Origin of the sequence: Shewanella sp. HL-SH2 (genome assembly GCF_051164935.1) — a bacterium.
Classification (GTDB): Bacteria; Pseudomonadota; Gammaproteobacteria; order Enterobacterales; family Shewanellaceae; genus Shewanella; species Shewanella glacialimarina.
Genome location: NZ_CP195035.1, coordinates 1779253 through 1803084, shown reverse-complemented (window position 1 = coordinate 1803084; position 23832 = coordinate 1779253). Strand labels below are relative to the sequence as shown.

At 42.1% G+C, this 23832-nt stretch carries 16 protein-coding genes; 8 read left to right on the top strand and 8 right to left on the bottom strand.

Features of this window, described 5'->3' with window-relative positions:
- The first annotated feature begins 253 nt into the window (after nucleotides 1–253).
- Nucleotides 254–898 (top strand): DsbA family oxidoreductase, encoded by a 645-nt coding sequence (locus ACRWP9_RS07815; protein WP_434928635.1) that lies wholly within the window; start codon nucleotides 254–256, stop codon nucleotides 896–898.
- 160 nt (nucleotides 899–1058) lie between these two features.
- Here the strand turns inward: ACRWP9_RS07815 and pulA are convergent, their stop codons facing one another.
- Both pulA and ACRWP9_RS07805 read right to left on the bottom strand, forming a co-directional pair.
- On the bottom strand, nucleotides 1059–5393 hold the full coding sequence (gene pulA / locus ACRWP9_RS07810; protein WP_434928634.1) for a pullulanase-type alpha-1,6-glucosidase: 4335 nt from the start codon (nucleotides 5391–5393) through the stop codon (nucleotides 1059–1061).
- Nucleotides 5394–5489: 96 nt separating this feature from the next.
- Complete coding sequence (locus tag ACRWP9_RS07805) at nucleotides 5490–8468, bottom strand: TonB-dependent receptor (RefSeq protein WP_434928633.1); 2979 nt, start codon at nucleotides 8466–8468, stop codon at nucleotides 5490–5492.
- 401 nt (nucleotides 8469–8869) lie between these two features.
- On the opposite strand from ACRWP9_RS07805, the gene ACRWP9_RS07800 reads away from it, so the two are divergent.
- The gene (locus ACRWP9_RS07800; protein WP_434928632.1) at nucleotides 8870–9307 is read left to right on the top strand and encodes an OsmC family protein; all 438 of its coding nucleotides are present in this window, start codon (nucleotides 8870–8872) and stop codon (nucleotides 9305–9307) included.
- 160 nt (nucleotides 9308–9467) lie between these two features.
- Here the strand turns inward: ACRWP9_RS07800 and ACRWP9_RS07795 are convergent, their stop codons facing one another.
- From ACRWP9_RS07795 to ACRWP9_RS07770, 6 genes are all read right to left on the bottom strand, one after another.
- A complete protein-coding gene (locus ACRWP9_RS07795; RefSeq protein ID WP_434928631.1) occupies nucleotides 9468–12731 on the bottom strand; it encodes a S41 family peptidase in 3264 nt (1087 codons plus the stop codon).
- Nucleotides 12732–13010: 279 nt separating this feature from the next.
- Nucleotides 13011–13922 (bottom strand): hypothetical protein, encoded by a 912-nt coding sequence (locus ACRWP9_RS07790; protein WP_434928630.1) that lies wholly within the window; start codon nucleotides 13920–13922, stop codon nucleotides 13011–13013.
- A 2-nt stretch (nucleotides 13923–13924) separates the two neighbouring features.
- Nucleotides 13925–14539, bottom strand: coding sequence for a sigma-70 family RNA polymerase sigma factor (locus ACRWP9_RS07785; protein ID WP_434928629.1), 615 nt, complete (start codon nucleotides 14537–14539; stop codon nucleotides 13925–13927).
- A gap of 74 nt (nucleotides 14540–14613) precedes the next feature.
- Nucleotides 14614–16584, bottom strand: coding sequence for a vWA domain-containing protein (locus ACRWP9_RS07780; protein WP_434928628.1), 1971 nt, complete (start codon nucleotides 16582–16584; stop codon nucleotides 14614–14616).
- Between the two features lie 81 nt (nucleotides 16585–16665).
- On the bottom strand, nucleotides 16666–17556 hold the full coding sequence (locus ACRWP9_RS07775) for a hypothetical protein (protein ID WP_434928627.1): 891 nt from the start codon (nucleotides 17554–17556) through the stop codon (nucleotides 16666–16668).
- Between the two features lie 85 nt (nucleotides 17557–17641).
- On the bottom strand, nucleotides 17642–18523 hold the full coding sequence (locus ACRWP9_RS07770; protein WP_434928626.1) for a hypothetical protein: 882 nt from the start codon (nucleotides 18521–18523) through the stop codon (nucleotides 17642–17644).
- A 438-nt stretch (nucleotides 18524–18961) separates the two neighbouring features.
- Between ACRWP9_RS07770 and purE the strand changes: the two genes are divergently transcribed.
- From purE to ACRWP9_RS07740, 6 genes are all read left to right on the top strand, one after another.
- Nucleotides 18962–19453 carry a 5-(carboxyamino)imidazole ribonucleotide mutase gene (purE, locus tag ACRWP9_RS07765; protein ID WP_226410624.1) on the top strand — a complete coding sequence of 164 codons (492 nt, stop codon included), beginning with the start codon at nucleotides 18962–18964 and terminating at the stop codon, nucleotides 19451–19453.
- On the top strand, nucleotides 19453–20535 hold the full coding sequence (gene purK, locus ACRWP9_RS07760) for a 5-(carboxyamino)imidazole ribonucleotide synthase (protein ID WP_434928625.1): 1083 nt from the start codon (nucleotides 19453–19455) through the stop codon (nucleotides 20533–20535). The genes purE and purK overlap by 1 nt, the downstream gene beginning before the upstream one ends.
- Nucleotides 20536–20740: 205 nt before the next feature.
- The gene (gene zigA, locus ACRWP9_RS07755; protein WP_434928624.1) at nucleotides 20741–21949 is read left to right on the top strand and encodes a zinc metallochaperone GTPase ZigA; all 1209 of its coding nucleotides are present in this window, start codon (nucleotides 20741–20743) and stop codon (nucleotides 21947–21949) included.
- Nucleotides 21946–22623 (top strand): DUF1826 domain-containing protein, encoded by a 678-nt coding sequence (locus tag ACRWP9_RS07750; protein ID WP_434928623.1) that lies wholly within the window; start codon nucleotides 21946–21948, stop codon nucleotides 22621–22623. The genes zigA and ACRWP9_RS07750 overlap by 4 nt, the downstream gene beginning before the upstream one ends.
- Nucleotides 22624–22728: 105 nt before the next feature.
- Nucleotides 22729–23313, top strand: a complete 585-nt coding sequence (locus tag ACRWP9_RS07745; protein ID WP_434928622.1) for a DUF2796 domain-containing protein — start codon at nucleotides 22729–22731, stop codon at nucleotides 23311–23313.
- Nucleotides 23314–23315: 2 nt separating this feature from the next.
- Entirely contained in the window at nucleotides 23316–23780 is a 465-nt protein-coding gene (locus ACRWP9_RS07740; protein ID WP_434928621.1) for a Fur family transcriptional regulator, read from the top strand.
- Nucleotides 23781–23832: the final 52 nt, after the last annotated feature.

Below are 23832 nucleotides of genomic sequence, written 5' to 3'. Positions count from 1 at the left end.
TAATTTAATTCTGTATTGCTTACATCAGTAAAGTTAGATCAAACTATTTGAACAACTTTGTTCTCAATTTGATTTAACATCACCATACACAACTAGTATAGACATAAACAAGTAACTTTGTTCACTACTTTTACTCGCTTTACAACACAGCTCACAAAGCCATCTAATAAGTGGCTTTTTAAGTTAAAATTTAATCAGTTAAGTTAGTTGCACCCTACTTTAATAAACTTAAATTAATCTATAGGTTAACCCAATGTCACTCAAAACCCTGCAAATAGATATTGTCTCAGATGTTATGTGTCCCTGGTGTATCGTTGGCTATAAGCGACTTCAGCAAGCCTTAATCTCCTTTACTGATCTTGAGGTGCAGATCACTTGGCACCCTTTTGAGTTAAATCCCAATATGGGCAAACAAGGTCAACACCTTGGTGAGCATTTAGCTGAAAAATACGGTTCGACACCGTTGCAAAGTCAGCAGAATCGGGCCAATTTAACGGCTATAGGTAAAACGCTGGATATTGAGTTTAACTTCACCGACCAATCGCGTATTTACAATACCTTTAATGCCCACCAGCTGCTGCAATGGGCAAAGTCATTTAATAAACAAACTGAACTTAAACTCGCTTTGTTTAATAGCTATTTTACCCAGCAGCAAAACCCTGATGACATTGCAGTATTATTAACCCTTGCCGACAGTGTTGGATTAGACCGTGCCGAAGCTGAGCAAGTATTAGCATCACAGCAATTTGCCGAGTCGGTTAGACAAGAGCAGGCCTTGTGGCAAAGCCGAGGCATAAGTGCTGTACCAGCGATTATATTGAATCAAAAGTATTTGATCTCAGGTGCACAAAGTGCGGATTACCTAATTGAAGCTATTAAACAGTCGGCAGCAGAGTAGATAAACTCAGTCTCAGCTTGCTCTACTTTAGTTTACTCAGCTTTAGTTTACTCAGCTTTAGTTTACTCAGCTTAGTTTGCTCAGCCTAGCCCCATAAAAAAACCAGCTTGCGCTGGTTTTTTGTTATTGATATTTAATCAACTTTGTTGCGTTATATCGGTTAATTCAACTTAGTCACATTCAAGGTCGGTGAGTCGCTACTTGGACCGGTTACCGTAAAGCGATAGGTTGCATTACTGGCGACAGATAACTTCATGTTAGCGCCCTTCTTAGCTAAGGTTTTAATCGCACCTTCAACAACGGTTTCATCAGCGGCAATAGCACCAAAGTCGACGGTAGACCAATCACCTGTGGCGATTTTGAACTCGTAATCGCCGGCGGCAATGGCGATATCAACCGTGTAAACAGATGAGCCTTGATAAGCAAGCGCATCCACTTCACCCCAACCATTCATGCCACCGCGAATATAAACGGTATTACCGGCAAACATATCGGTTTTATCTATGGTTAAGATAGGTTCGTTACGGTTACGCATGTCAAATGTGAAGCTGTACATGGCATCGCTATCAAAATTAAAGCCTAAATTAGCCCCTTTGACCGCTAACGCTTTAGGCTGTCCTAATTGAACCGTTCCGTCAGCATCTGCGCTACCATAATCTACGCTGCTCCAGTCACTTGAAGCTATTTTGAAGCCTTTAGTGCCTGCGGTAACCATGATTTCAGCGCGGTATATACTGCCACCTAGATAAACCATTTCACTGTCAGTAGACCAACCATTCATGTCACCACGTAGGTAAACCGATGTGCCGACAAATGGCTCTTCATTGAACACAGTTAATACTGGGTTGTCTTTGTTTGCAGCATCTAATGAGAACACATAGGTTGCATCAGCAGCGGCCGTAAAGGTCATGTTGGCCCCTTTCGCGCTCAGTTGCTCAGCTATGTCCTCGTCAACCGCTGCAACATCGGCTGAAACAGCGCCAAAGTCAACAGTACTCCAGTCAGCAGAAGCTATTTTGAACTCATAACTGCCTGCGGCCAGTGTGATCGCAATGCGGTACTCACCTGCGCCCACATAGGTGAATTTATCCACTTCACCCCAGCCATTCATGCCACCACGAACAAATACATCTGTGCTGCCATAAGGCACAACATCGGGTGCACCTGCTGTCGCATTGGCACTTAAGCCTTCGCCTTGAACATCACCTTGTGTTTTAACAAATACAGCTGTGGTGTAAGCCGGCACAGTAAAGGTACCCTCGGTATCACCCTGACTGAAGCTTGCGTCTTGCACAATGCTGTCAATCGACATCATTTGTTTAGCATGTAAGCTAAAACCCGCTGCGGTGGCTATGGCATGTGATTGCGTTTGTGCGCTACCGTTTACCATCACCACTATGGCGTCAACCGCGGGGTCAATATCGGTTAGCCCTAAGCCGTCATCGATGCTCATGACTATCACGCCCTGCTGCTGGTTTTTACCAATATTATGGAAACCCACTCGGTCGATAATGTCTTGCGCTGTGGTTAAGCGGAACAACTTGCTTGATTGACGAATCGATAGAAACTCATTAAACACACTTGATGCAAAATCAATTTCTGACATTGACGCGGCGGCATTAGGGTTAGCTGAAATACCGCTAATCACCGACCATTTATCTTTATTGTCTTGTGCTAAAGGTAAGCCAACATTCCAGTTATTACTGTTTTTGCTAAAGTCGATCCAGTTAAACCAATCGCCGGCATCGTAGGTATTACGGTCCATTGATTTTGAGCGCAGCATTTCACCGCCCATTTGGAAGAATGGAATACCTTGGCTCATTAACGGAATGGTGGCGGCAATATTCTGCACTCGAACACGGTGTTCTAACGATAAACCGACGTTATGCTTATATTGTAAAATGTCCCATAGGGTTTCGTTATCATGCTTTGACACATAGTTAATGCTGTCTGCCGGGTCTAAGGTGTAACCGGTTGGTTGGCTGTTCCAGCTAAAACTACTGCCTTTGGCTGAATTGCCGTTAAAGTCTTTTAGGATGTAGTTTTGTAAGTTACCCGCCATAGATAAGCGCAAGGTATCTTGATCACGTAAGTAATCATCTTTTTGGTCTGTGGCAAATAACGCCCCACCGCGCACGGCTTCACGAATACGGTCGTTAAAGGTGCCCACTTCACTGCCAGCCATATTGGCTTGGGTTGCCTGTTCGAATAATCGATTATCAGCCACCTCACCAAAGTTCCAACCTTCACCGTAGAAGTAGTTATCGGCATCGACAGCCTGAACAGCTTCACGGGCGGCTAAAATACTGCTTTTGGGCATATGACCCATGACGTCGAAACGGAAACCGTCATAGCCATATTCTTTGGCTAAAATCACCATTGAATCAGACACAAACTTGTCCATCATTCTATGTTCTGTGGCGGTATTGTCACAACAGGTTGATGATTCTATTTTGCCGCTGATTTCGTTATATCTGTGGTAATAACCCGGTACCACTTTATCGAGTACTGAGTTGTCCCATAACCCTGATGAACTGGTGTGGTTATAGACCACATCAAGTACCACGCGTAAACCAAGTTCATGCAAGGCTTTGTTCATAGCTCGCAATTCTTTTACTCGTGCAACCCCTTCAGGGCTTGAAGCATAACTGCCTTCTGGTGCAATAAAATGCTGTGGATCGTAACCCCAGTTAAAACCATCGTATCCGCGCATGGCATTGACTAGGTCTTGTGCATCTCCAGATCCAGGTAAAAAGTCCGCTAATATATCAACAATTTTGGCGGCTTTATCTTCTGTTTTACAGGCTTTAGCATTGTCAGCAATCTTGCTGCATAACATGCCTAAGGTATCGGTAATTTCAATCCGCTTAGTCACATCTTCTTCTATGGTGGCAATATCGGTTACTGGCAATACATGAAAATGGGTAACACCGCTTTCAGCCAATTGACGTAAATGCTCAACCGGCGCGCTGCCTTGTTCAGTAAAGGCTAAATACTTACCACGATTAGCGGCTGATGTGGTTTCATCTCTGATACTAAAATCACGTACATGGCCTTCATAAATAACGATATCTTCTGGGTTTTCTACCGTTGCAACTGTGTGCCCGTCCCAACCATCGGGTTTGGTGTCATCGTCAGATAAATTAATAAACTGACTGTAACGGCCATTGGTTGATACATTGAGTGAATAGGGATCTGTGGTTTCCAGTGTTTCAATTTTTTTCGATACTGGATGATAGACTTTTACTTCATAGCGATAATATTGACGGTCTAAGCTCATGTCGCCACTAAATGACCAAATACCGCTTAGGCTATCTAAGGTCATGGGCTCAGTTTTAGTCAGCTTTTTAGCACTGTCATATATCTTCAAATTAACCGATTGTGCCGTCGGCGCCCACACTTTAGCGCTAATACCGTTGTCGTACATAATGCCTAATGACGCTTCATCGGCATCTGCATCGCCCTGGGTATAAAGTGCATCTAACACTTTAGCCACTTGAACATGAGTTGCGGCAGCGGGCTTGTTATCACTGTCGTACGCCACTAATACCAATTGTTCTTTGGCGATATTTTTCGCTTCATCAAGGCTAAAGTTAGCTTCATAAGCAGGCCATTGTGCTAAATGTGGCACTAGGGCTTTTTGCTCGTCAGTGAGTGTCGCTTCGGTTAACTCAACTTGAATGCCGTTGATATTACTGTCGTTATCAGCTTCAATACCTGCGGTGGCCGAATGATGTAATACAAATTTAGCGATGCCATCGGAAGATTCATTCCACACAAAAGTGTTTTGATCTAACCAATGAGCGCTGGCGCCATCAATGGCAAAGCCTACATCTAAAATAGGATAGTCATACACATCACTTTCACCGTGAATGGTGAAGTTAGCACGGTTAAATTGTGCTTCAGGGGCAGAGTCATCGGCAAAAGACTTAAGGCTCATCACTGAATCGCCATCGCCTAATGCTTTGCCTGAACCTTCTGTGCCGATATGAATGATAAAGTTAGCGCACTCGCTGTAACCTTCTTTTAAATTGATTAACCAGTAAGCGCCGTAGTTTGGGTCGATACCATCAAAAGAGTGGCCATTAGCCCAGTCAGTTGAATCAAAGGGTGGCGCATAGGCGTCACAGGTATCATTGTTCCATGAATGGAGCTTATAACCGGGATAATTAGTATTACCACTGCTGTTATCTTTATCTTTAATGCGGTTGTAATACAACACAGCCTGATTAGGCCCAGCAAGTACAGAAGGCATAGGCAAGTCGGGGTTGTAACCGACAATACAGCTTTCATTATTAGCATCGGGAAACTTAGGTGCTGGGCAACTTAATGGTGGTGGCGGCACACACTCTGTTCCCCCTGCATTAGGTACGTTTGGTACATTACAAGTTAGTAATACTGTGCCTGGCTCGGTTGAGTCACTGCCACACCCCATTAGTGCTGTCATACTCAGTGCAAATACACTGAATGTCGTAATTGTTGACTTAGTCATCATGACTGACTTCTCCCCATCACTTTTTGCTGTAGAGCAACCGCTTGGTTGGTATTTGTTGTTATTGTTATATTGGTAACTTTGATAATTGCTAATTGATTACATCGCATAAGTGAACCCCATATAGAATTCGCGACCAAAGTACTGCAAGGTGCCGGTTTTGTTTTCGGTGCCGAAGTAACTTCTTGTCGGCTCGTCGGTTAAGTTATTCACCTGGAACAACACCCCTAGACCGTCAGTGACTTGGTATGATGCCTGGTAATCAATCACGGTTTCGCCGTCAAAGTTAACCACTTGCTCATTAATAGCGACTTGTTCCGAGACAAATTCATCACGGAAACGCGCACTTACGCGGGTTTCAAAACCTTCATAGGAATAAAACAAGGTGGCACTAACAACGTTATTAGACAGACCAGGTAAAGCTTGGGCCGTCGTATCGCCGCCAAGGTTAGTGATTGATTGCACTTCAGATTCTGTGTAGGAGTAACTCGCATTAAAACCTAATCCAGACCAGGCATCGGGTAGCGAGGCAAACACTTGGGTGTAAGCCAGTTCCAAGCCTCGAATGTAACCGCCTTCAGCGTTGTTCACTGCGGTGGTGTAAGTACCATTGGTGGTGGCAATTTGCTCACCGCTGATTTCATCAGTGATATATTCAGGTACGTTGAATCCATTGCCTTTAAAGTCAAAGTTTTCAATCGCGACGGTATCAATGAATGAATCAATGTTTTTATAGAAAATGGCCGCAACAAATGCACCTTCATCAAAATACTGCTCAAAGGATAAGTCGTATTGATCTGCATAAAATGGCATTAAAAATGGGTTGTTGGTGCTTGAACCATTAATTTTGCCATCATCGGATACTGATGCACTGATATCACCGGCTAAACGATTGATCGGTGGACGTGACATCACTTTGGCTGCAGCAACCCGTATTTGTGAGTCTTCAGCCACTTTGAAGTTCAAGTTAATCGATGGCAGATAATCGGTATAGCTAACCCCTTGCACCGTTGGCGCGTAGTTTTGGTTAATAATGCCAATGCTGTCAGCAATGTTTTGTGCGCCGAGATTTACATCGCCTTCAACGTTTTGCAGCATGGTGGCTGATTGATCGGTATCAACCATACGCACACCAAAGTTACCGGTAACAGGAATACCCGCTATTTCAGAATCGATGTTAGCCATCACATAGGCCGACAATACTTCTTCATACACTTCACCGCTTTGTAGCATGGTCCACGAGTAGTTAGTGGTGTAACCCTGAGGGTCGATAACGCCCCCCGCATTACCCCAGGTTTGTACTGGTTGCGGCACACCATTTGGAAACCAGGCATTTAACGCAGAATCTAAATCTATGGCTAAATAAGATGGGAAGTAACTAAAGTCACCTTGCCAATCGACCACTGTGGTCATGTCGTCAGTAAGCTTTAAGGGCGGCTGAGATTTAGAAAAAGCGCCATCGTTACCGTATTCAAATACCGAGCGGTCATTTGAATAGTTACGGTCAGAATAACGCGCGCCAAACTCAACGCTGGTAATCACATCCATTTCTAAGTCGTATTTAAAATCAACACGATAGGCTTTAACTTCATCTTCATTCAGAAAAGGATAAATACCGTATTTACTGACCATTACGCGGTCTATATCAGAAAAAGCATCGGCTTGATTAAAACCCACATCGGGTAAATCTAGGCCATTGAGTAAATAACTGATTGACACATTTTCATCAAAAATAGGGGGTTCTGCATTAGCATCTTGGGCGACATTGGCCCATAACAAACCGTTGCGAAAATCACTTTTAGCCGATGATAACGACACGTCAACATTCACATTTAAACGGTCAGTCACTTGCCAGTCGGCATTAATGCCAAAGTTGTTTACTTCATCAAAATCTTGATTGTCATCGTTAACAATTTCTACTCGGGTATAGCTTTTTGAGGTGCGATTAAACGTGCCGCCAACGACGCTGTTACCGTCAAATACCGGATTAGCAACACTGGCATTACGGCCGCCTAATTTGGCGCGAAAACCGCGGGCAAACGATTCACTGTCAAAACGAGACATAAACGCATCGGCTTTAAGCACAAAGTTATCTACTGGTGCCCATTCAATGGCGCCCATATAACCATTGCGGGTTTCAACGCCGCCTAAATGCTGCATTTCAAAACCTTCACTAATATATTCATAGCTTGGGTTATCAACCGGGCCGTTAGTGTCGTTCGCTAGGCCATCTAACTCTTTAGAATCGTTATAAGCCAAACCAATAAACTGCGTCGCGACGCTAGGTTGATCTAAACGAGCATAACCAACCGCAATACCTACCGTATCTTCTAAAAACTTACCTTGATAGGAAAAACTTAAGCGGCTGCCATATTCTTCTGCACCAAACACTTCACTGGCGCGATCGTTATGCATGCCACGGGCATTGACCACAAAACTATGGTCTTTATCTATGCTTAACGGGCTAATAGTTTGCAGCTCAACCGTACCGGCTACGCCACCTTCAATGAGTGAAGCTTTAGGGGATTTATAAACCGCGGCAGAGCTAATCAGCTCTGAAGGATACTGGTCAAACTCAATACTGCGTGAACCACTGGTAGAGACTTGTTCGCGACCATTAAGTGTTGAAAACACAAACCCGCCAGACATACCGCGAATGTTAATTTCAGCGGCCTGGCCACCGGTTCGTACCGCGGAAATACCCGGTAAACGCGTTAATGCATCGGCCATTGAGACATCGGGCAAGGCGCCTAAATCATCGGCAGATAATTGCTCGGACACCGTGTCACTAAATCGTTTAGAGTTAAGTGAATCGATAAGGCTACGACTGTAGCCTTTGACGGCGATGCGCTCGATTTCTTGATCATTTTCTGCAAGCGTGTCATCTGCAATCGCACCACTGGCAGCTTGATCACCGGTGGTTTTATTCACTTCAAGGCTAGCATCAGCTTTAACTGTTTTTTGTTGCACTATGGGCTTTATATCATCTGCTGCATTAGCGCCATAAGACATGAACATCACGCTCATACCTGCTGTTGCTAAAGCCAATGATAAAACACTGGGTTTACTTTTGAGCATTGGTTTTCCCCTTCACCTTTAAGGTTTTTATTGTTGTCCAATACTCGGATATACCACCCACATTATGCAGAATACCGGACACTTATTATTCCGATATACTAGGCTTCTCCCCCTTTTGATAACAATACAATGCATACGTATTCATAACATATTGGTAACAATTGAATTTTCAACATCACAGCTAAAAAGCTAACTTGTGTATTTTTAGTGTTATAAATTAATACTTTGTAATTAATTTGGGGTGCGTCATATTCTTTTGTGTTAGTACTCATATGAAAATCATTTAAACCGAGCGCCTAAAAGCATAGATAAAACATGGACATTAGCGTCCAGTTAGTGTTGAATCAGCACCGAATAACGCATTGTGAATGCAATGTGGTCGCTCAAACTAGGAGTATCAGATGGGTTTTAAAGTCACTGTTGATTGGCACACTTCACCTGCACCAGAGGGTGAGTTTAATCGTGACCATCAAGTCAGTTATGGCAGTGGTCAAGCGGTTCAAGCTTCATCAGCGCCAGAATATAAAGGCAATGCCGATAAAGTTAATCCAGAGGAAAACTTATTAGCTGCGCTGTCTTCTTGTCATATGCTGACTTTTCTGGCCATTGCACACCTAAAACGTTTACCGGTTGATAGCTATACTGATAACGCCATTGCTGATTTAGGTAAAAATGATGCAGGTAAAATTGCAGTGGTTAAAATGACCCTTTATCCTCAGGTTGTGTTTGCCGATGGCCTTGAAGTAAGCGAAGAAACCATCGCTAAAATTCATGAAAAAGCCCACGCCAATTGCTTTATCGCTAATTCTTTAGCCTGTGAAGTTGAAATTAAGCATTAATTTTTAGCTTAATGCTGTTTTGATTGTTAACAATCATGCGCTAAACATAAAGCACCAAACACAAAAAAGCCGCTTTCGCGGCTTTTTTGTGTCTACTTATCCATATCTATTTATGCTTGTTTTAAAAGTGCCTATATCACTACAGGCACTTTAAGTATGACTATTTAATATCATCCGCTTTGCCACTTTTTGGCAACGGCAATGCGTTAAGCGGTAACATTGGCTGCTTAGCTTGCGCTTGCTGTAAGTATTCAATCGCGGCGGCTAACTGAGCATCGTCCCCCTGGTATGTTGCATGGGGTAAGTTACTCACTTCAATATCCGGTTCAACCCCATGAGCTTCAACTACCCAGCGACCGTCCATTGCATATTGTGGATACTCTGCAACCCTTGCCATGCCATTGTCAGTTACACTGTTACGACCCGATAACCACACCCCTGCACCAGCGGTTTGCTTACCGATTAGTGGCGCTATACCTAGGGCTTTAATACCTGCAGAAAAGGTTTCCCCATCTGAATACGTCATCTGGTCAGCCAGTACTACTAGCTCGCCACGGAAAGTTTGCTGCATATTGGTGCTAGCGCTACCATGGGTTGGCTTCCAGAATGCCCATGCTTTACGTAATAGCTTTTCAATAATCCAACTGTCGATATTACCGCCTCTATTGCGGCGTACATCGATAATTAACCCTGGTTTGTCGTAGTTGGTGTAAAACTCACGCGCAAAACTTTCGATATCGCCCGCGCCCATTGCGTATAAATGCAAATAACCAAACTCACCCTTTGATGCTTCGGTAACTTTAGCTTGATTATGTTGCACCCAATCTAAATAACGCAATGTGGCATCAGTGTTAGTGTCGGTAGGTAACACCACGGTTTTATGTTGATTTCTGCCACGCTCTAGGGTTAATAACACTTGTTTGTTGGCTTGGTTACGCAATAGCTGTGTTACATCACCTAAATTTGCCACTGGCTTACCATTAATGGCTTTAATGATGTCACCCACTTGGGCATCAACTTCAATACGGGCTAATGGTGAAGCCTGGCTCGGTAACTCAGGATCATTTTGATAAATATGGGCTATCTCAACGCCTTTGGAACTCAGATTTAACCGTGCACCGAGTGACGCCGATTTAGCCGCATCTTTATCCTGCACCATATCGCCACCGCGCACTTGCGAGTGTAGCGAGTTTAGCTCGCCCATCATTTGTTCAAATATATCGTTTAGCTCGTTACGTTCGGTGACCCTTTGCAGCAAAGGTAGATACTTAGCTTTGGTTGCTTGCCAATCGAGTCCGCGCATTTGGGTATCAAAAAATTGATCGCGATGCATTAACCACGCATCTTCAAATATTTGCTGCCATTCTTGCATCGGTGAAATGCGTAATTGCCATTGATTTGTTTTGACCTTCGCCTGACTCACATCTGCAGGTAACTTCTCACCCGCTGCAACAATCAATAACTCTTTCGGATTGGCTTGTTTGCGCAGTAAAATAGTGGATTGATCATCAGCTAGAGTAAAATCAGCGACATCTTCAGCAAATACGTCCACTTTTGGCGCGACATTATCGAACTTAATCCACTTTAAAGCGCTTTTATCATTCACACTATCAATAACATACAGACCTGATTTTGATTGTTGTAAACGGCTGTAATTACCAGACTCAACAGGCACTTGCCATAGTCGCTGCGCCAAGCCTTGCCATTCAAGTTTTATGTCGGCTGTTTCAACTTTATCCTCATCATCTTTGTCATTTTGTACTGATAACTCGGTTGTTTTAGCAAACGGAAATAGTGCTTTTTTATTTAACGCTAGGGCAAAAACCTGGGTGCGTTTATCAAACACCGGGCCCATGTTTCTGTCGCCCCAAGGTGAACTTGGCGTGGCATTGAAATCACGATTAGATAAAAAGTACAGCCAGTTGCCATCTAAACTGAAGCTTGGTGAGAATGATTCATATTTATCAGAGGTCAGTGTTTGCGCTTTAGATTCATTAACTGAATACAGCACGACTTGTGGGCGTTGTTTACCGATTTCGGCTTTAGTTAATGCGATATATTCGCTGTCTGGTGACCAGACAATATCTTGATATGGCCCTAGACCTTCGCCATTGACGGCGATTTTGCTATTTTTACTCGTGGTTAAATCAAGTAGCCACACATTGCCCATATAATCGTCATGGGCCAAATATCGACCACTCGGTGACAGCTTTAAACTGGTACGTAGCGTATTGCCATCTTTAGTCAGCTGTTTTGCACCCTCGCTGCCATCGGCTGGGAATTGCCATATTTCTTGTTCACCAGAAGCATCACTTATGCCGTATACCCATTTACCATTTTTACTCAGTAATGCATCACGTACTCGACTCTCTGGTGCAGAGGCTATTTGCACTAAGCGACGGTCATCTTTATTGGCAATGGCAACATGACTACGAGCCGTTATCACCACTTGATCGCCTTTAGGGCTTAAGCTGGTTGAGGTAGCGTAATCCATTGGATCATTAACCCAGTGCTCACGTCGATGGGGAAAGTCACTGCTTAATTCGACATCCACAACTGAGTCTTTATTACTGGCGAGATCAAATAACTTGATGTCAGCACCCTGCTGAAAAACCACTTTACCTTGATGTAATTTAGCATCTCTGACCTGCCAATCGGTATATTGGCTATGTTGTTTAATGTCGCCTCCGGTTAATGACATAGACCAAATATTATCATTACCCGATGCATCACTAATAAAATAAACTCTGTCCTGCCACAACATGGGTTGACGTACTGACCCTTCATGTTGGGTGGTTAATTGCTGTGCTTCTTTGTCTTGGCCTAAACCAAAACGCCAAATTTCACCTTTGGCGCCACCACGATACACTTTGGCATTATCACCACTGGCTTGCAGACCAAATTGGGTAAAATAAACATATTCCCCTTTAGCATCAATGACACCTTCTATCGCATCGGCAAGCGGTAAATTAGTTACCGTTAACGTATCAGGATTAATGGTTTTTAATACCCAGTAGTTTGCTGGGCCAAAAGCATTGTCTGTGGAATACAGGATCTCACCTGTGGCTGTCCAGCCTTGTAATCTTATCCGCGAGTTTTCAAAGCTGACTCGCTTGGCCACGCCACCTGCCATAGGCATAACATACACTTCTGTCGCGCCTTCGTAGTTAGCGCTAAATGCAATCCATTGTCCATCTTGGGAAATACTGGCATCGGTTTCTTCCGCCGCTTGAGTGGTTAACCGACTGGCGACTTGGCTATTAAGCTGGGTTTTCCATAAATCCCCTTCAGCGGTAAACACTAAGGTATTGTCATGTAATGCGGGGGCGCGATAATAACCATTACTGGCTTGCACCATTGATGAGAACGCACTAACACAACCTAGGGCAATCATGCAGCTTAATACTGAGCGACGAAGTTTCATTAAGGGTTTATTCCATATTATTTTTGTTAGCAGACAAGTTACCAGAATGTGACTTTTTTAAAAGCCTAAAAATGTAACTAATGGCAACAGATTAATCGCCTTTATTGCGGTGTCTTCATAACGCTAGACTACTTATTTTGAAGAGAGGAAGCTCAATGGAAATGATATTAAGTGGCACAGGTATCAGTTGACGTGAAGTGCTGTGATAAATATCACCGCTAAAATAGGCTCTAAGAGACATGTGTCCCATAGAGCCTATTTAGTTTGATTTATAAAACATCACTTTACAGTTAATTGCTGCTTAATCTTGTTGTAATCTTCATGTAGTGGATGATTAAGATTATTCAACTCAGGAAACCGTTGCTCCATCGTTAACATGTAGCGCTCAGCTTGTGACAATTTTTTTAATTTAACCAACTCAGTTAACCTTACCATCGCTTTATCAGCGGTATCTAAGGTGATCATACCTGAGTCTTTTAAATATTGATTATTAGCAACTTGGGTAAGTTCACTGTGTTCTGATGGTTTGAGTTCCGACATCATTTTTTGCTGACGACTTTGCTCAACTTGCTCAACCACTTTAGCGGTTTCATTCGCTTGTTCAGCTTGCTGCGATAAACTTGTTTGCGATGCTCCTTTACTGCTAAACCTATCATCTGCGCTATGAGTGTCGACTATGTTTTGCTCTTGGGCGAATGACGACAATTGAGGTGCTGTAGATATAGGTGCTGCTGAGGTATTAGGTGCAGTCGAGTTAGGTGCTGACATGGGCGCAGACTTAAGCGCGGCAGAGGCTGTTTTGTCATTAGTTTGGTTATCAGCCACTGGCATATCCAATGATAACGCCTCAAAATCTGATGAGTTTAGACCGGATGGATTAAGCTCTAATGAATTATAGTGCTGCTCCATCGGCATCATCATAAACAAGCCTGCCACCAGCACCACTGATGCTGCGGAAGACAGTTGCCAACGATATTGTCGCCAACCCTTTATGCTTACAACATTTGTTTCGTCCTGGTTTTGAACCGCTAGCGCTAGTGCCGCAGACTGACTTAAGCTTAATTCGGTTTGTGCTTGGGCTAAAATCGCTTCATCTAGTTGCGCTGATGGCTGCGGTTTGGGGCCTTGATGGTATAGCTTAGCGATTTCATCTTGTAAGGCTAAAAATGTTTCATCATGTTGTTGAGTCATCTTTATACCGCCTGTAATTTTTGGGTGACACAAGATTTAATACTTTGATAAGCATAGCGAATACGACTTTTAGTTGCTTCCACTGTCACTTGCGCAATATCGCTAATAACAGATGCGGTCAGGCCTAATTCGACATTAAGTAAAAAGGCTTCTTTTTGTACTGCGGGTAACAAATCAATACAGGCTTGTAATAATCTAGCTTGCTGTTGTTGCTGCAATTGGCTATCAGGTTCTACATTTGACGCAGCGTTAAAGCTGTCCATGGTTTGATCTTCTGCCAACTCTTGCGTGTCATCCAAGGGCTTTACTGCTCGAACGTGATCGATAATTAAGTTATGGGCAATTTTATATAGCCAGGTGGTGAATTTAGCACTGACCTGATAATTTGCCGCCGCTTTTATTACCTTGCCCCACACCTCTTGATATAAATCTTCCGCCAAGACGTTATCGTATAGCTGACGCACAAAGTAACGATATAGCGGTCCTTTATGTTTAGTATAAAGGGCCTCAAATGCTTTTATATCGCCCGACTGGTAAGCTAGCATCAATTGCTCATCGCTTTGCGCATTAACAAGATTTACGTCTAACTCAAGGGTTTCACTATTATTTGCTGTCATGCACACTCTCTTAAAAATCCGTTTGTTTACCCATAGGCTAGAGGTTAAGTGCCACCAGCCTAGGGATAATAGTGTTAATTGGTTTGCATCGTTTTCGGCACTGAGCGAGTTACTGCAGGAGAAAGCGCTGATGAATACTCAGTTGGCTGTACCTTGTCATAAAAGCCTCCTTGTTGCCCGACACCCTGTTCAACGAGCAATTTAGCCGAACGCATTAATTGAACAAACTCATGCCGATAGCCAAATCTATCTTCGCCTAATCCCGTTTGAGCGAGTGTTATCAACTTATCATAATCAGTATTATGCACATAATGATTATGGTTGAGTAATTGCCCAAATCCCGCTACTGCGGCGGCAAATCTGAAATCATCACTGGTTTGCTGAATGCCTTTAACTTCGATGTCGGCATAAATAGGTTGGCTGATTAACAGGCTGTCATTTGCAGCGAGTTTGCCCCCTGAAAAAGGTTTGTAACGCAGTTTTAAGAATGCTATTTCGTTACGGGTAAATGGCTTACCCACCTCCCCTGAACTCGGCTCACGGTTTTGTTTATAGCGTAACGGCTCATGCATCAAACTTTCACTGTCGTTATAACGTAGCTCGTAAATAGCTGTCACGTTATGGCCGGCGCCAATTTCGCCAGCATCGACTTTATCATTATTAAAATCTTGACGTTGTAACTGGCGGTTCTCATACCCGATTAAACGGTATTCCGACACGATGGCGGGATTAAACTCGACTTGAATTTTTACATCAGACGCTATGATATCTAACGTTTGCGATAATTGATCATGTAACACTTTACGCGCTTCATTGAGGTTATCAATATAGGCATACTGACCATTAGCTTGATTAGCCAGTTGCTCTAATAAAACATCGTTAAACTGGGCAGATTGTGAGCTTAAGCCAAACCCTAATGTGGTTAAACCAATACCCTTATTTCGTTGTTGGCTGACGTAGTTTATCAAATCTTCTTGGCTGGTCATGCCGAGATTAAAGTCACCATCGGTTGCCAGTAACACCTGATTAATACCTTGATCAATAAAATGCTGCGCCGCTAAGTCATAAGCGAGTGCCAACCCTTTACCACCATTGGTGCCGCCACCAGCTTGAAGGTTATTTAACGCCTGTTTTATCTGCTGGGTATTATTGCCTTTTGCGCCACTAACTACTTGGTGTACGCCATTGGCATATACCACAATGGAGACTCTATCTTGCGCGGTTAATGATTGGGTTAACATTAATAAGGCTTGTTGTAATAACGGTAATTTATCCACTGCAGACATTGAGCCTGAAACATCGATTAAAAAAACTAAATTTTTAGCTTTTATTTGATCCGCGGCTAGCTTAAATCCTTGAATGCCTATGCGCAGAAGCTTTGCATCTTGGTTATACGGCGAGGGAGCTAATTCGGTATTAATGCTAAAAGGCGCTTCATTTATAGTTGGTATGGGATAGTCATAATCAAAGTAGTTCAGCAGTTCTTCCACACGAACACTGTTCTTTAGCGGTAATATTGCACGGTTTATTTGCTGTCTCATGGTGGTATAACTTGCAGTATCAACATCAATTGAAAAGGTCGATATGGGCGTTTCTGCGGTGACCATATTGCCATTTTGCACATAGGCGGCAAAATTTCCGATGGCACCGATGCGATTTTCATTCGACACTAGATGATATTTGTCATTCGCGTTTTGATGAGTAAGTACCGATGATTTAACCCAATCTGATTTAGCCTGATGTTCAGCAATATCGATGCTGGTTTGCGCTAACGAATAAGCAATCCCTTTACTGTCGTTGGGCATTTTTTGTTGCTCGTTTATTCGCTTATCAATCTGCCCAGCTTCAAGTGGCATAGATTCTGGTGAAATACCTTCAGGCCCAACAGATTCGGATTCAAGTTTTTGCTGACAGCCCACTAATCCGAAAGCACCGATGAGCAATAAGCCCATTGGCCATTTTGCTTGGGAATAACAGTACTGCTGCGAAAGTAGATGCTGTGACTGGTTATATCTTGAGAGTCGTAATGAAGTAAAAATAGTCATGGTAAAACCCTTATTTGAATACGCTTGTGTTTTATAACGTAATCAAAACTAAAAAGGGTTTTTCTAGATAACCTAAACACATTATGGCTGCAGTAATTTATCCAATTCAGGCCTGAGTAAAGCTTTCTCATCATCATCAAAATTTTGAAGATGTTCTTCAATAAAAGCCTGTTTAAAAGCCGGCGTCGCCATAATTAAATCTATATTTGCGATCAACTTTTCACCCGCAGCTGTTTTTGAACAAGCCATATAGCCAAAGTTTGGTCGCATCACACCTTTAATCGGAATAGCTTGAAAATCAAAGTTCAGCCCCTGTAAATCCTGAATTAAACTGGCCTCTTTTGAGTACTCAATAACACCTGCTACCCGCTCTTTTGCGAGCATTTCTAAAAGTTTAAGCGTCGAGCCCATGCCACTGCGAAAATAAAAAGACTCAGGGTGGGTCAATAATATTGGGTTAATCGCTTCACCATATGAGCGTGATGTCACTACACCTATTTGACCTTTTAAACTTGGGGGTAAATTGGCTAAATCGATTTGTTGTGGAAATTGTGCCGCATACTTTTTTAACACAATTAATCTTAGCGGTGGAAATATACTGATCGGTTTTTGGCTAAAATAAGCCACTTGCTCACGTTCAGTTGATTTAAACTTGTTATACATGCATGCATTGCCAAGCTTATTTAAATCACTCCAAGAGCGAGTATAACTCGCCTGCTGTTGATCGAAATGAAATAGATTTTGGTTATGTTGCAATAAAATAGCAAACATTCCCATCGGTTGCTCTTGGGCTAAATCGTTTTGATTACTGTCAATTTCAGCTAATAAAATTCCCTGTAACGGACTAGCTTGGATTGATTGTAGTAAGGAGGGAAATATCGGGATCAATAACACCAGCTTTAGGCTTAAGCATAGACGCTTAATCATTTTAGCCGTAAATAGAGACTCTTTTTTAAAGATTGAATAGCTCACATAATACTCCTGCAAAACAGTCGTTAACGTCTATCCATTTTTAAATTAATAATCCTTTACAGCGGTGTTTTTGCTTTAACTTTAATTATTCAGGTTGCCCAAAGATACTGATTAACTCAGAAGTTAACAGTGATTTGTCATCTATAGATGCAAAATCATTATGAATAGAAATTAGCTTGTTTTGGAAAGGTTTTCTACTCATCGCCTGATCAATAGCATCAATCAATTGTTTTCCATAATCTGTTTTAGAACAGACAATATAACCTGGTGAGGGTTTATCTATTCCTTTTATAGCAATGCTTTTAAAATCGAAGTTAATCTTGTTCTCAGTAATATGAGTGTTGACTGAATCAGCATACTCGATAAATCCATCAATTCGATTAAGCGCTAACATATCCACGAGTTTGCCAACTGAATTAGCACCATCACGAAAAAATAATAACTCTTTTTGAGCAGAAATCTGTATGTCGAGCCTTTTTCCATATGAGCGATTTTTAGCCACCGCATAACGCATATATTGCTGCGGCTCAATAGTCGATAAATCAAAGTCCGCTGAATATTGATTAGCATCAGCTGCCCGTACAATCAGTCTTAATGGTGGGTATAGGGTAATAGGATATTGGCTATAATAAGCAATTTTTTGCCGTTTTTCGGTTTTGACTTTGTTATACATACAGGCATTGTCAATTTTAGTTATCTCTAACCAGCCGCGGGGCATACTCATTTGTTGAAAAGAAAAGGCAATATTCTGTGAGCTGTTTTTTTTCAACAGGGCCAACACAGCCATAGGTTTCATTTGCGTCACATCAATAGCGTTTTCAGAAAACTCACCTAACATTACAGCTTTCAGTTCAGCATCATCAGCAAATGAGTTTGATAAAAGCAGTCCAAATACGACCCCACCAGCAAATACACTTGATGCCGTTTTTATGAATGAAGATTTTATTGATGAGTGTTTGATAGTCAAGGTTCAGCTCTAAATTAGTGATTATAGCCAGTCAAAATAAAGTTAAACTACTGATAAAGTTAACTCGTTTTTAAAATTATTTTATGATGATTATATTTAGGCATACACCATTCCATTATTGCCAAACGGAATCCTTGATCCACAAATAACAATATAACACCTTTTGGCTATCATTTTACTAACAAAGCCGGATAACTCACACTTTTTTGATCTTTATCATTTTTACGAGCAAGCGGTTCAAACCTCACTCTATAGAGTTTTCTATTTTACAAACTAAGTGTTAGCCGCACGAAACACTAAACAGCAGCGAAACAAAAGTCATCATGCTATTATCTGTCCCCTTTTTTATCGCCTTAATATTAATGCTGTAATCACTTCGCCACTAACTGGGTAATGATGAGCTAAATATACCAATAAATAGTACATTAAGGAGTAAACATGCAAGCCCTTGTTGCTGTAGTTATGGGTTCTAAAAGTGATTGGCCAACGATGGAAGCGGCGGCTGAAATTATGGATAAACTCCAAGTGCCTTATCATGTTGAAGTGGTTTCAGCTCACCGTACTCCAGACAAGCTGATGGACTTTGCCAGTACAGCTGTCGACAAAGGTTACAAAGTCATTATTGGCGGCGCGGGTGGCGCGGCGCATTTACCTGGCATGATTGCTTCAAAAACACGTTTACCTGTTCTGGGTGTCCCGGTGCAAAGTAAAGCGTTATCAGGCATGGACAGTTTATTATCCATCGTGCAAATGCCAAAAGGTATTGCCGTAGGTACTTTGGCAATTGGTACTGCTGGCGCATTTAATGCAGGCTTATTAGCCAGCCAAATTCTTGCAATAACCGACAGTGAGCTTGCTGCTCGACTTGAGGCGTTTCGTGAAGAACAAACTCGCATGATTTTAGACAATCCTGATCCGAGAGAAGCGTAATGAGCCAACAACATACTGTTTGGGTGTTAGGTGATGGTCAATTGGGTGCAATGCTCAGCCATGCAGGTCAGCCTCTAGCGATAGATGTTCGCCCGGTTGACATAATGGCGCCAACAGGCGACACCTTACCCATTGATGCATCACACATCATTACCGCTGAACGTGAACAATGGCCAGAATCAAGCACTAGCTTACAACTCAGTACTCATGCGCACTTCATCAATGGCCCTGTATTTGGGCGCCTAGCCGATCGTTTCACTCAAAAAAGTCTGTTAGATGAACTCAAGGTAGCCACATCACCTTGGCAGCTAGTTGACGATAAAGTGCAAGCCGACGACTTACATCAAGCCTATGGCGACCGTGTGTTATTGAAACGTCGCACCGGCGGTTATGACGGTAAAGGTCAACACTGGTTAAAGCAAGCTGAAGCGACCAGCATTCCGAATGACTGGCGCAATGAAGCCATTGCCGAGCAAGCGATTAATTTTGACGAAGAAGTGTCTTTAGTCGGTGTGCGAACTCAAGATGGTCGCTGTTTATTTTATCCTTTGACATTAAACTTACATCAAGACGGTATTTTAATGGCGTCAATTGCGCCATTAGCTCGTCTTAGCCATTTGCAAGATGAAGCTGAAAGCATGCTTTCAACTATCATGAATGGCCTTGAGTATGTCGGTGTTATGGCCATGGAATGTTTCCGTATCGGCGAACATTTACTGGTAAATGAACTGGCTCCACGGGTTCATAACTCAGGTCATTGGACCCAAACGGGTTGTCATATCAATCAATTTGAATTGCATTTACGTGCTCTATGTAACTTGCCCATTCATACCCCACAAGTAAACTTCCAGTGTGTAATGGTGAACTTAATTGGCATTGAAAAAGACGACCGCTGGTTAAGCCTGCCTAACGCTGAACTTTTTTGGTATAACAAAGAAGTTCGCTCAGGCCGCAAAGTGGGTCATTTGAATCTATCAATACATAATACTGCAGCGTTAAATGAAACCATAAACCAATTAAAATTATGGATGCCAACGCAATATCAAGCACCACTTGATTGGATATTGGCTGAGTTTGCTTAAGGTTTATTAAACCTCAGTGAAATACAAGAAGGAGCCTAGGCTCCTTTTTTTATGTTTGATCATTTGTGGTCTGGCGTCGTAGCAATTTAATCACACGACATCTAAGTTATATTTCAGTCTATTTCTATTTTTAATCTGATAAAGATATGGATCACAAAAATGATACGTTGTAACATAACTCAAAATTACTTCGAGATCATTAACCGTGCTTCAACAACAAAAACTGCCTGTGACGGTACTTTCTGGTTTTCTGGGTGCAGGTAAAACCACCCTGCTTAGCCATATTCTGAATAATCGTGACGGTAAAAAAGTCGCCGTTATCGTCAATGATATGAGTGAAATTAATATTGATGCAGCCACAGTCAATAATGATATATCGCTTAATAGAAGCGATGAAAAACTGATCGAAATGAGCAATGGCTGTATCTGTTGTACATTACGTGAAGATCTTCTGATCGAGATAAGTCAATTAGCTAAAGAAGGTCGATTTGATTACCTAGTCATTGAATCAACAGGTATATCAGAGCCATTGCCTATCGCTGAAACCTTTACTTTTGCAGATGAAAATGGCGTATCGCTGTCAGATATTGCTACGTTAGACACTATGGTGACCGTTGTGGATGCGGTGAATTTTTTACGCGACTATGAGGAAGCGCAAGATATACAAGAAACAGGGCAATCACTTGGGGATGAAGATGAAAGAAGCGTTGCAGATTTACTTATCGATCAAGTGGAATTTGCTAATGTTATTTTGATCAGTAAAACAGATTTAGTTGAATCACCCGAACTAGAAAAACTTACCGCAATTCTCAAAGCCTTAAACACCACTGCTAAGATTATTCCCATGTCAGAGGGGAAAATTGATACTAGCCTGGTTCTTAACACCGGCTTATTTAACTTTGAACAAGCCCAATTAGCTCCAGGCTGGCTTAAAGAGATGCGTGGAGAACACATTGCTGAAACAGAAGAATACGCCATAAGTAGTTGCAACTTTCAGGCGCGTCGTCCATTTCATCCCGATAGATTTTATCAGTTTATTCACAATACTGAACCGTTTGGAAAACTACTCAGATCCAAAGGCTACTTTTGGTTAGCGTCACAACCAGAATTTGTCGGTCAATGGAATCAAGCTGGTGGCATGGCACGATATGCTATTTCAGGAATGTTTTGGAAAGCAGTACCAAAAGAAGATTGGCCCACTGATGAGGAGTCTCTCATGGAAATACAAAAACAATGGCTTGAACCTTTTGGTGACATGCGTCAGGAACTAGTCTTTATTGGTCAAAAACTAGATAAAGCTGCCATGATACAAGCATTAAATGACTGCCTGCTAACTGATGATGAATTGCTAAAAGGCCAAGACTATTGGGTGACACTCAATGATCCCTTCCCACAATGGGGAGATGATCAATGAGTCAATTAGAAGCTGTACACCAAGAAAAAATCCATAGCACCCTCTCTCGGCGCTCAGTAAAAGGAGATGACTTAGCTATTTTTACAGATATTTACCAACCAGATACGAATATGGTGATTTGGCAACGTAGCATGTCTGAAGCCTTATCTTTAGCCGTCAGAACATTTGTTAATACCAGTACCACAAAGCAAACAATATTGGCCGTAACGCCACAAGATACCCAACAAAAACTCTACGATATATTTGGTCAAACCGATGCGGTTACTATGATTAGTCATGACATTTCTCAGCTAGTTGATATGTTTTGTTGTTTATTTGATCAAAAGCGTGTCGGATTAAGGCTAACCATTTTAGACCATGCCATGTGCCCTCGATTTCATGTCGATCGTATCCCTTGCAGATTAGTCACCACGTACCAAGGCATAGCGACTCAGTGGCTTGAGCATAAAGATGTAGTAAGAAGCAAACTAGGTGCGGGTAACCAAGGTCATACTGATGAAAACTCAGGACTATTTGATCATCAAAACAAAATTCAACACTTAAATACCGGTGATGTGGCATTACTAAAAGGTGAGCTTTGGGATGAACATCAAGGGGCAGGATTAGTTCATCGCTCCCCACCATTAGCGGTCGGTGAATCTCGTTTACTGTTAACTATCGACTTAATTAATTAAGGTCTGCGGGTCTTTTAAAGCCAACTTCACAGCAATTTGCTGCAAGGCATTCGCTTAGAAGACTCGCCATCGTTTGCAAGAACATAGCAAGGGAATCATCGCCAAATGAAACACAGCAGTATTAGCATGATTAAGCGTTATTGGTGTAACACCATCATACTGATAATAGTGACTTGCTCACCCGCCAGTTACGCTCATCTTGATGCCCATGTCCATGGATTAGCACAAGTCAAGATAGCGATAGAAGACCAGACGATTGAAATTGAAATAAGCGCTCCAGCGGCGGATTTAGTTGGTTTTGAACATGTGGCAAAAACGGAGAGTGGCATAAAGTCCGTTGCGGATTTAGCAACAAAACTGGCTAAAGATGCCGATTTATTTGTGCTTAAAGCCGGAAATTGTAAACTTGTAAATCACACTATCAATACCTCAAGCATGACAAACCAGAACCAAAACCAGAACAGTGGCGTGACAGATAAGGTAAATAAGCCATCACATAATGACGGCCATAGTGAGGTTATTGCTCACTATCATTATCACTGTAAAAAAATAGAAAATTTATCTACCATTACTGTTACAGTATTTGAAAAATTCCCTAGTGTTGAAAAAATACAGGCTATGTGGGTTACCAGCACTCAACAAGGTGCTATCACCCTAAACATTAAAAACAACATTATTAGTTTGAGATAAAAATGCTACATAACCTAGACGTCATTATAAAACATGCTGAACAAAACTGTAAAAGTCATGGTGCGCGATTAACTATCAAAAGAAAACAAGTATTGGCTTCATTAGTTCAATCCGAAAAAGCGCTGTCGGCATATGACTTAATCGAATTATACCTGACCAATTTTGGCGAAAAAATCCCCGCTATGTCCGTATATCGCATACTGGATTTCTTAGAGAATGAGAACCTAGTCCATAAGCTCAATTTGGCCAACAAATATGTCGCGTGCTCGCACATTACCTGTAGCCATGCTCATGGTGTTCCGCAGTTTTTGATTTGTAGTTCGTGTAATCAGGTAAAAGAAATCACCATAAATAAATCAACTATCGCTGAACTTAAAAGTAATGTTGAGCAGGCCGGTTTTCACTTAGTTACCCCTCAATTAGAAATGAACTGTATATGTCATACCTGTTTATCAACAGCGGCTTAGCCAGATAGTGTGATAGTCCCCTTAACGAGTAAAGCAAAGTGTTTTACTCATA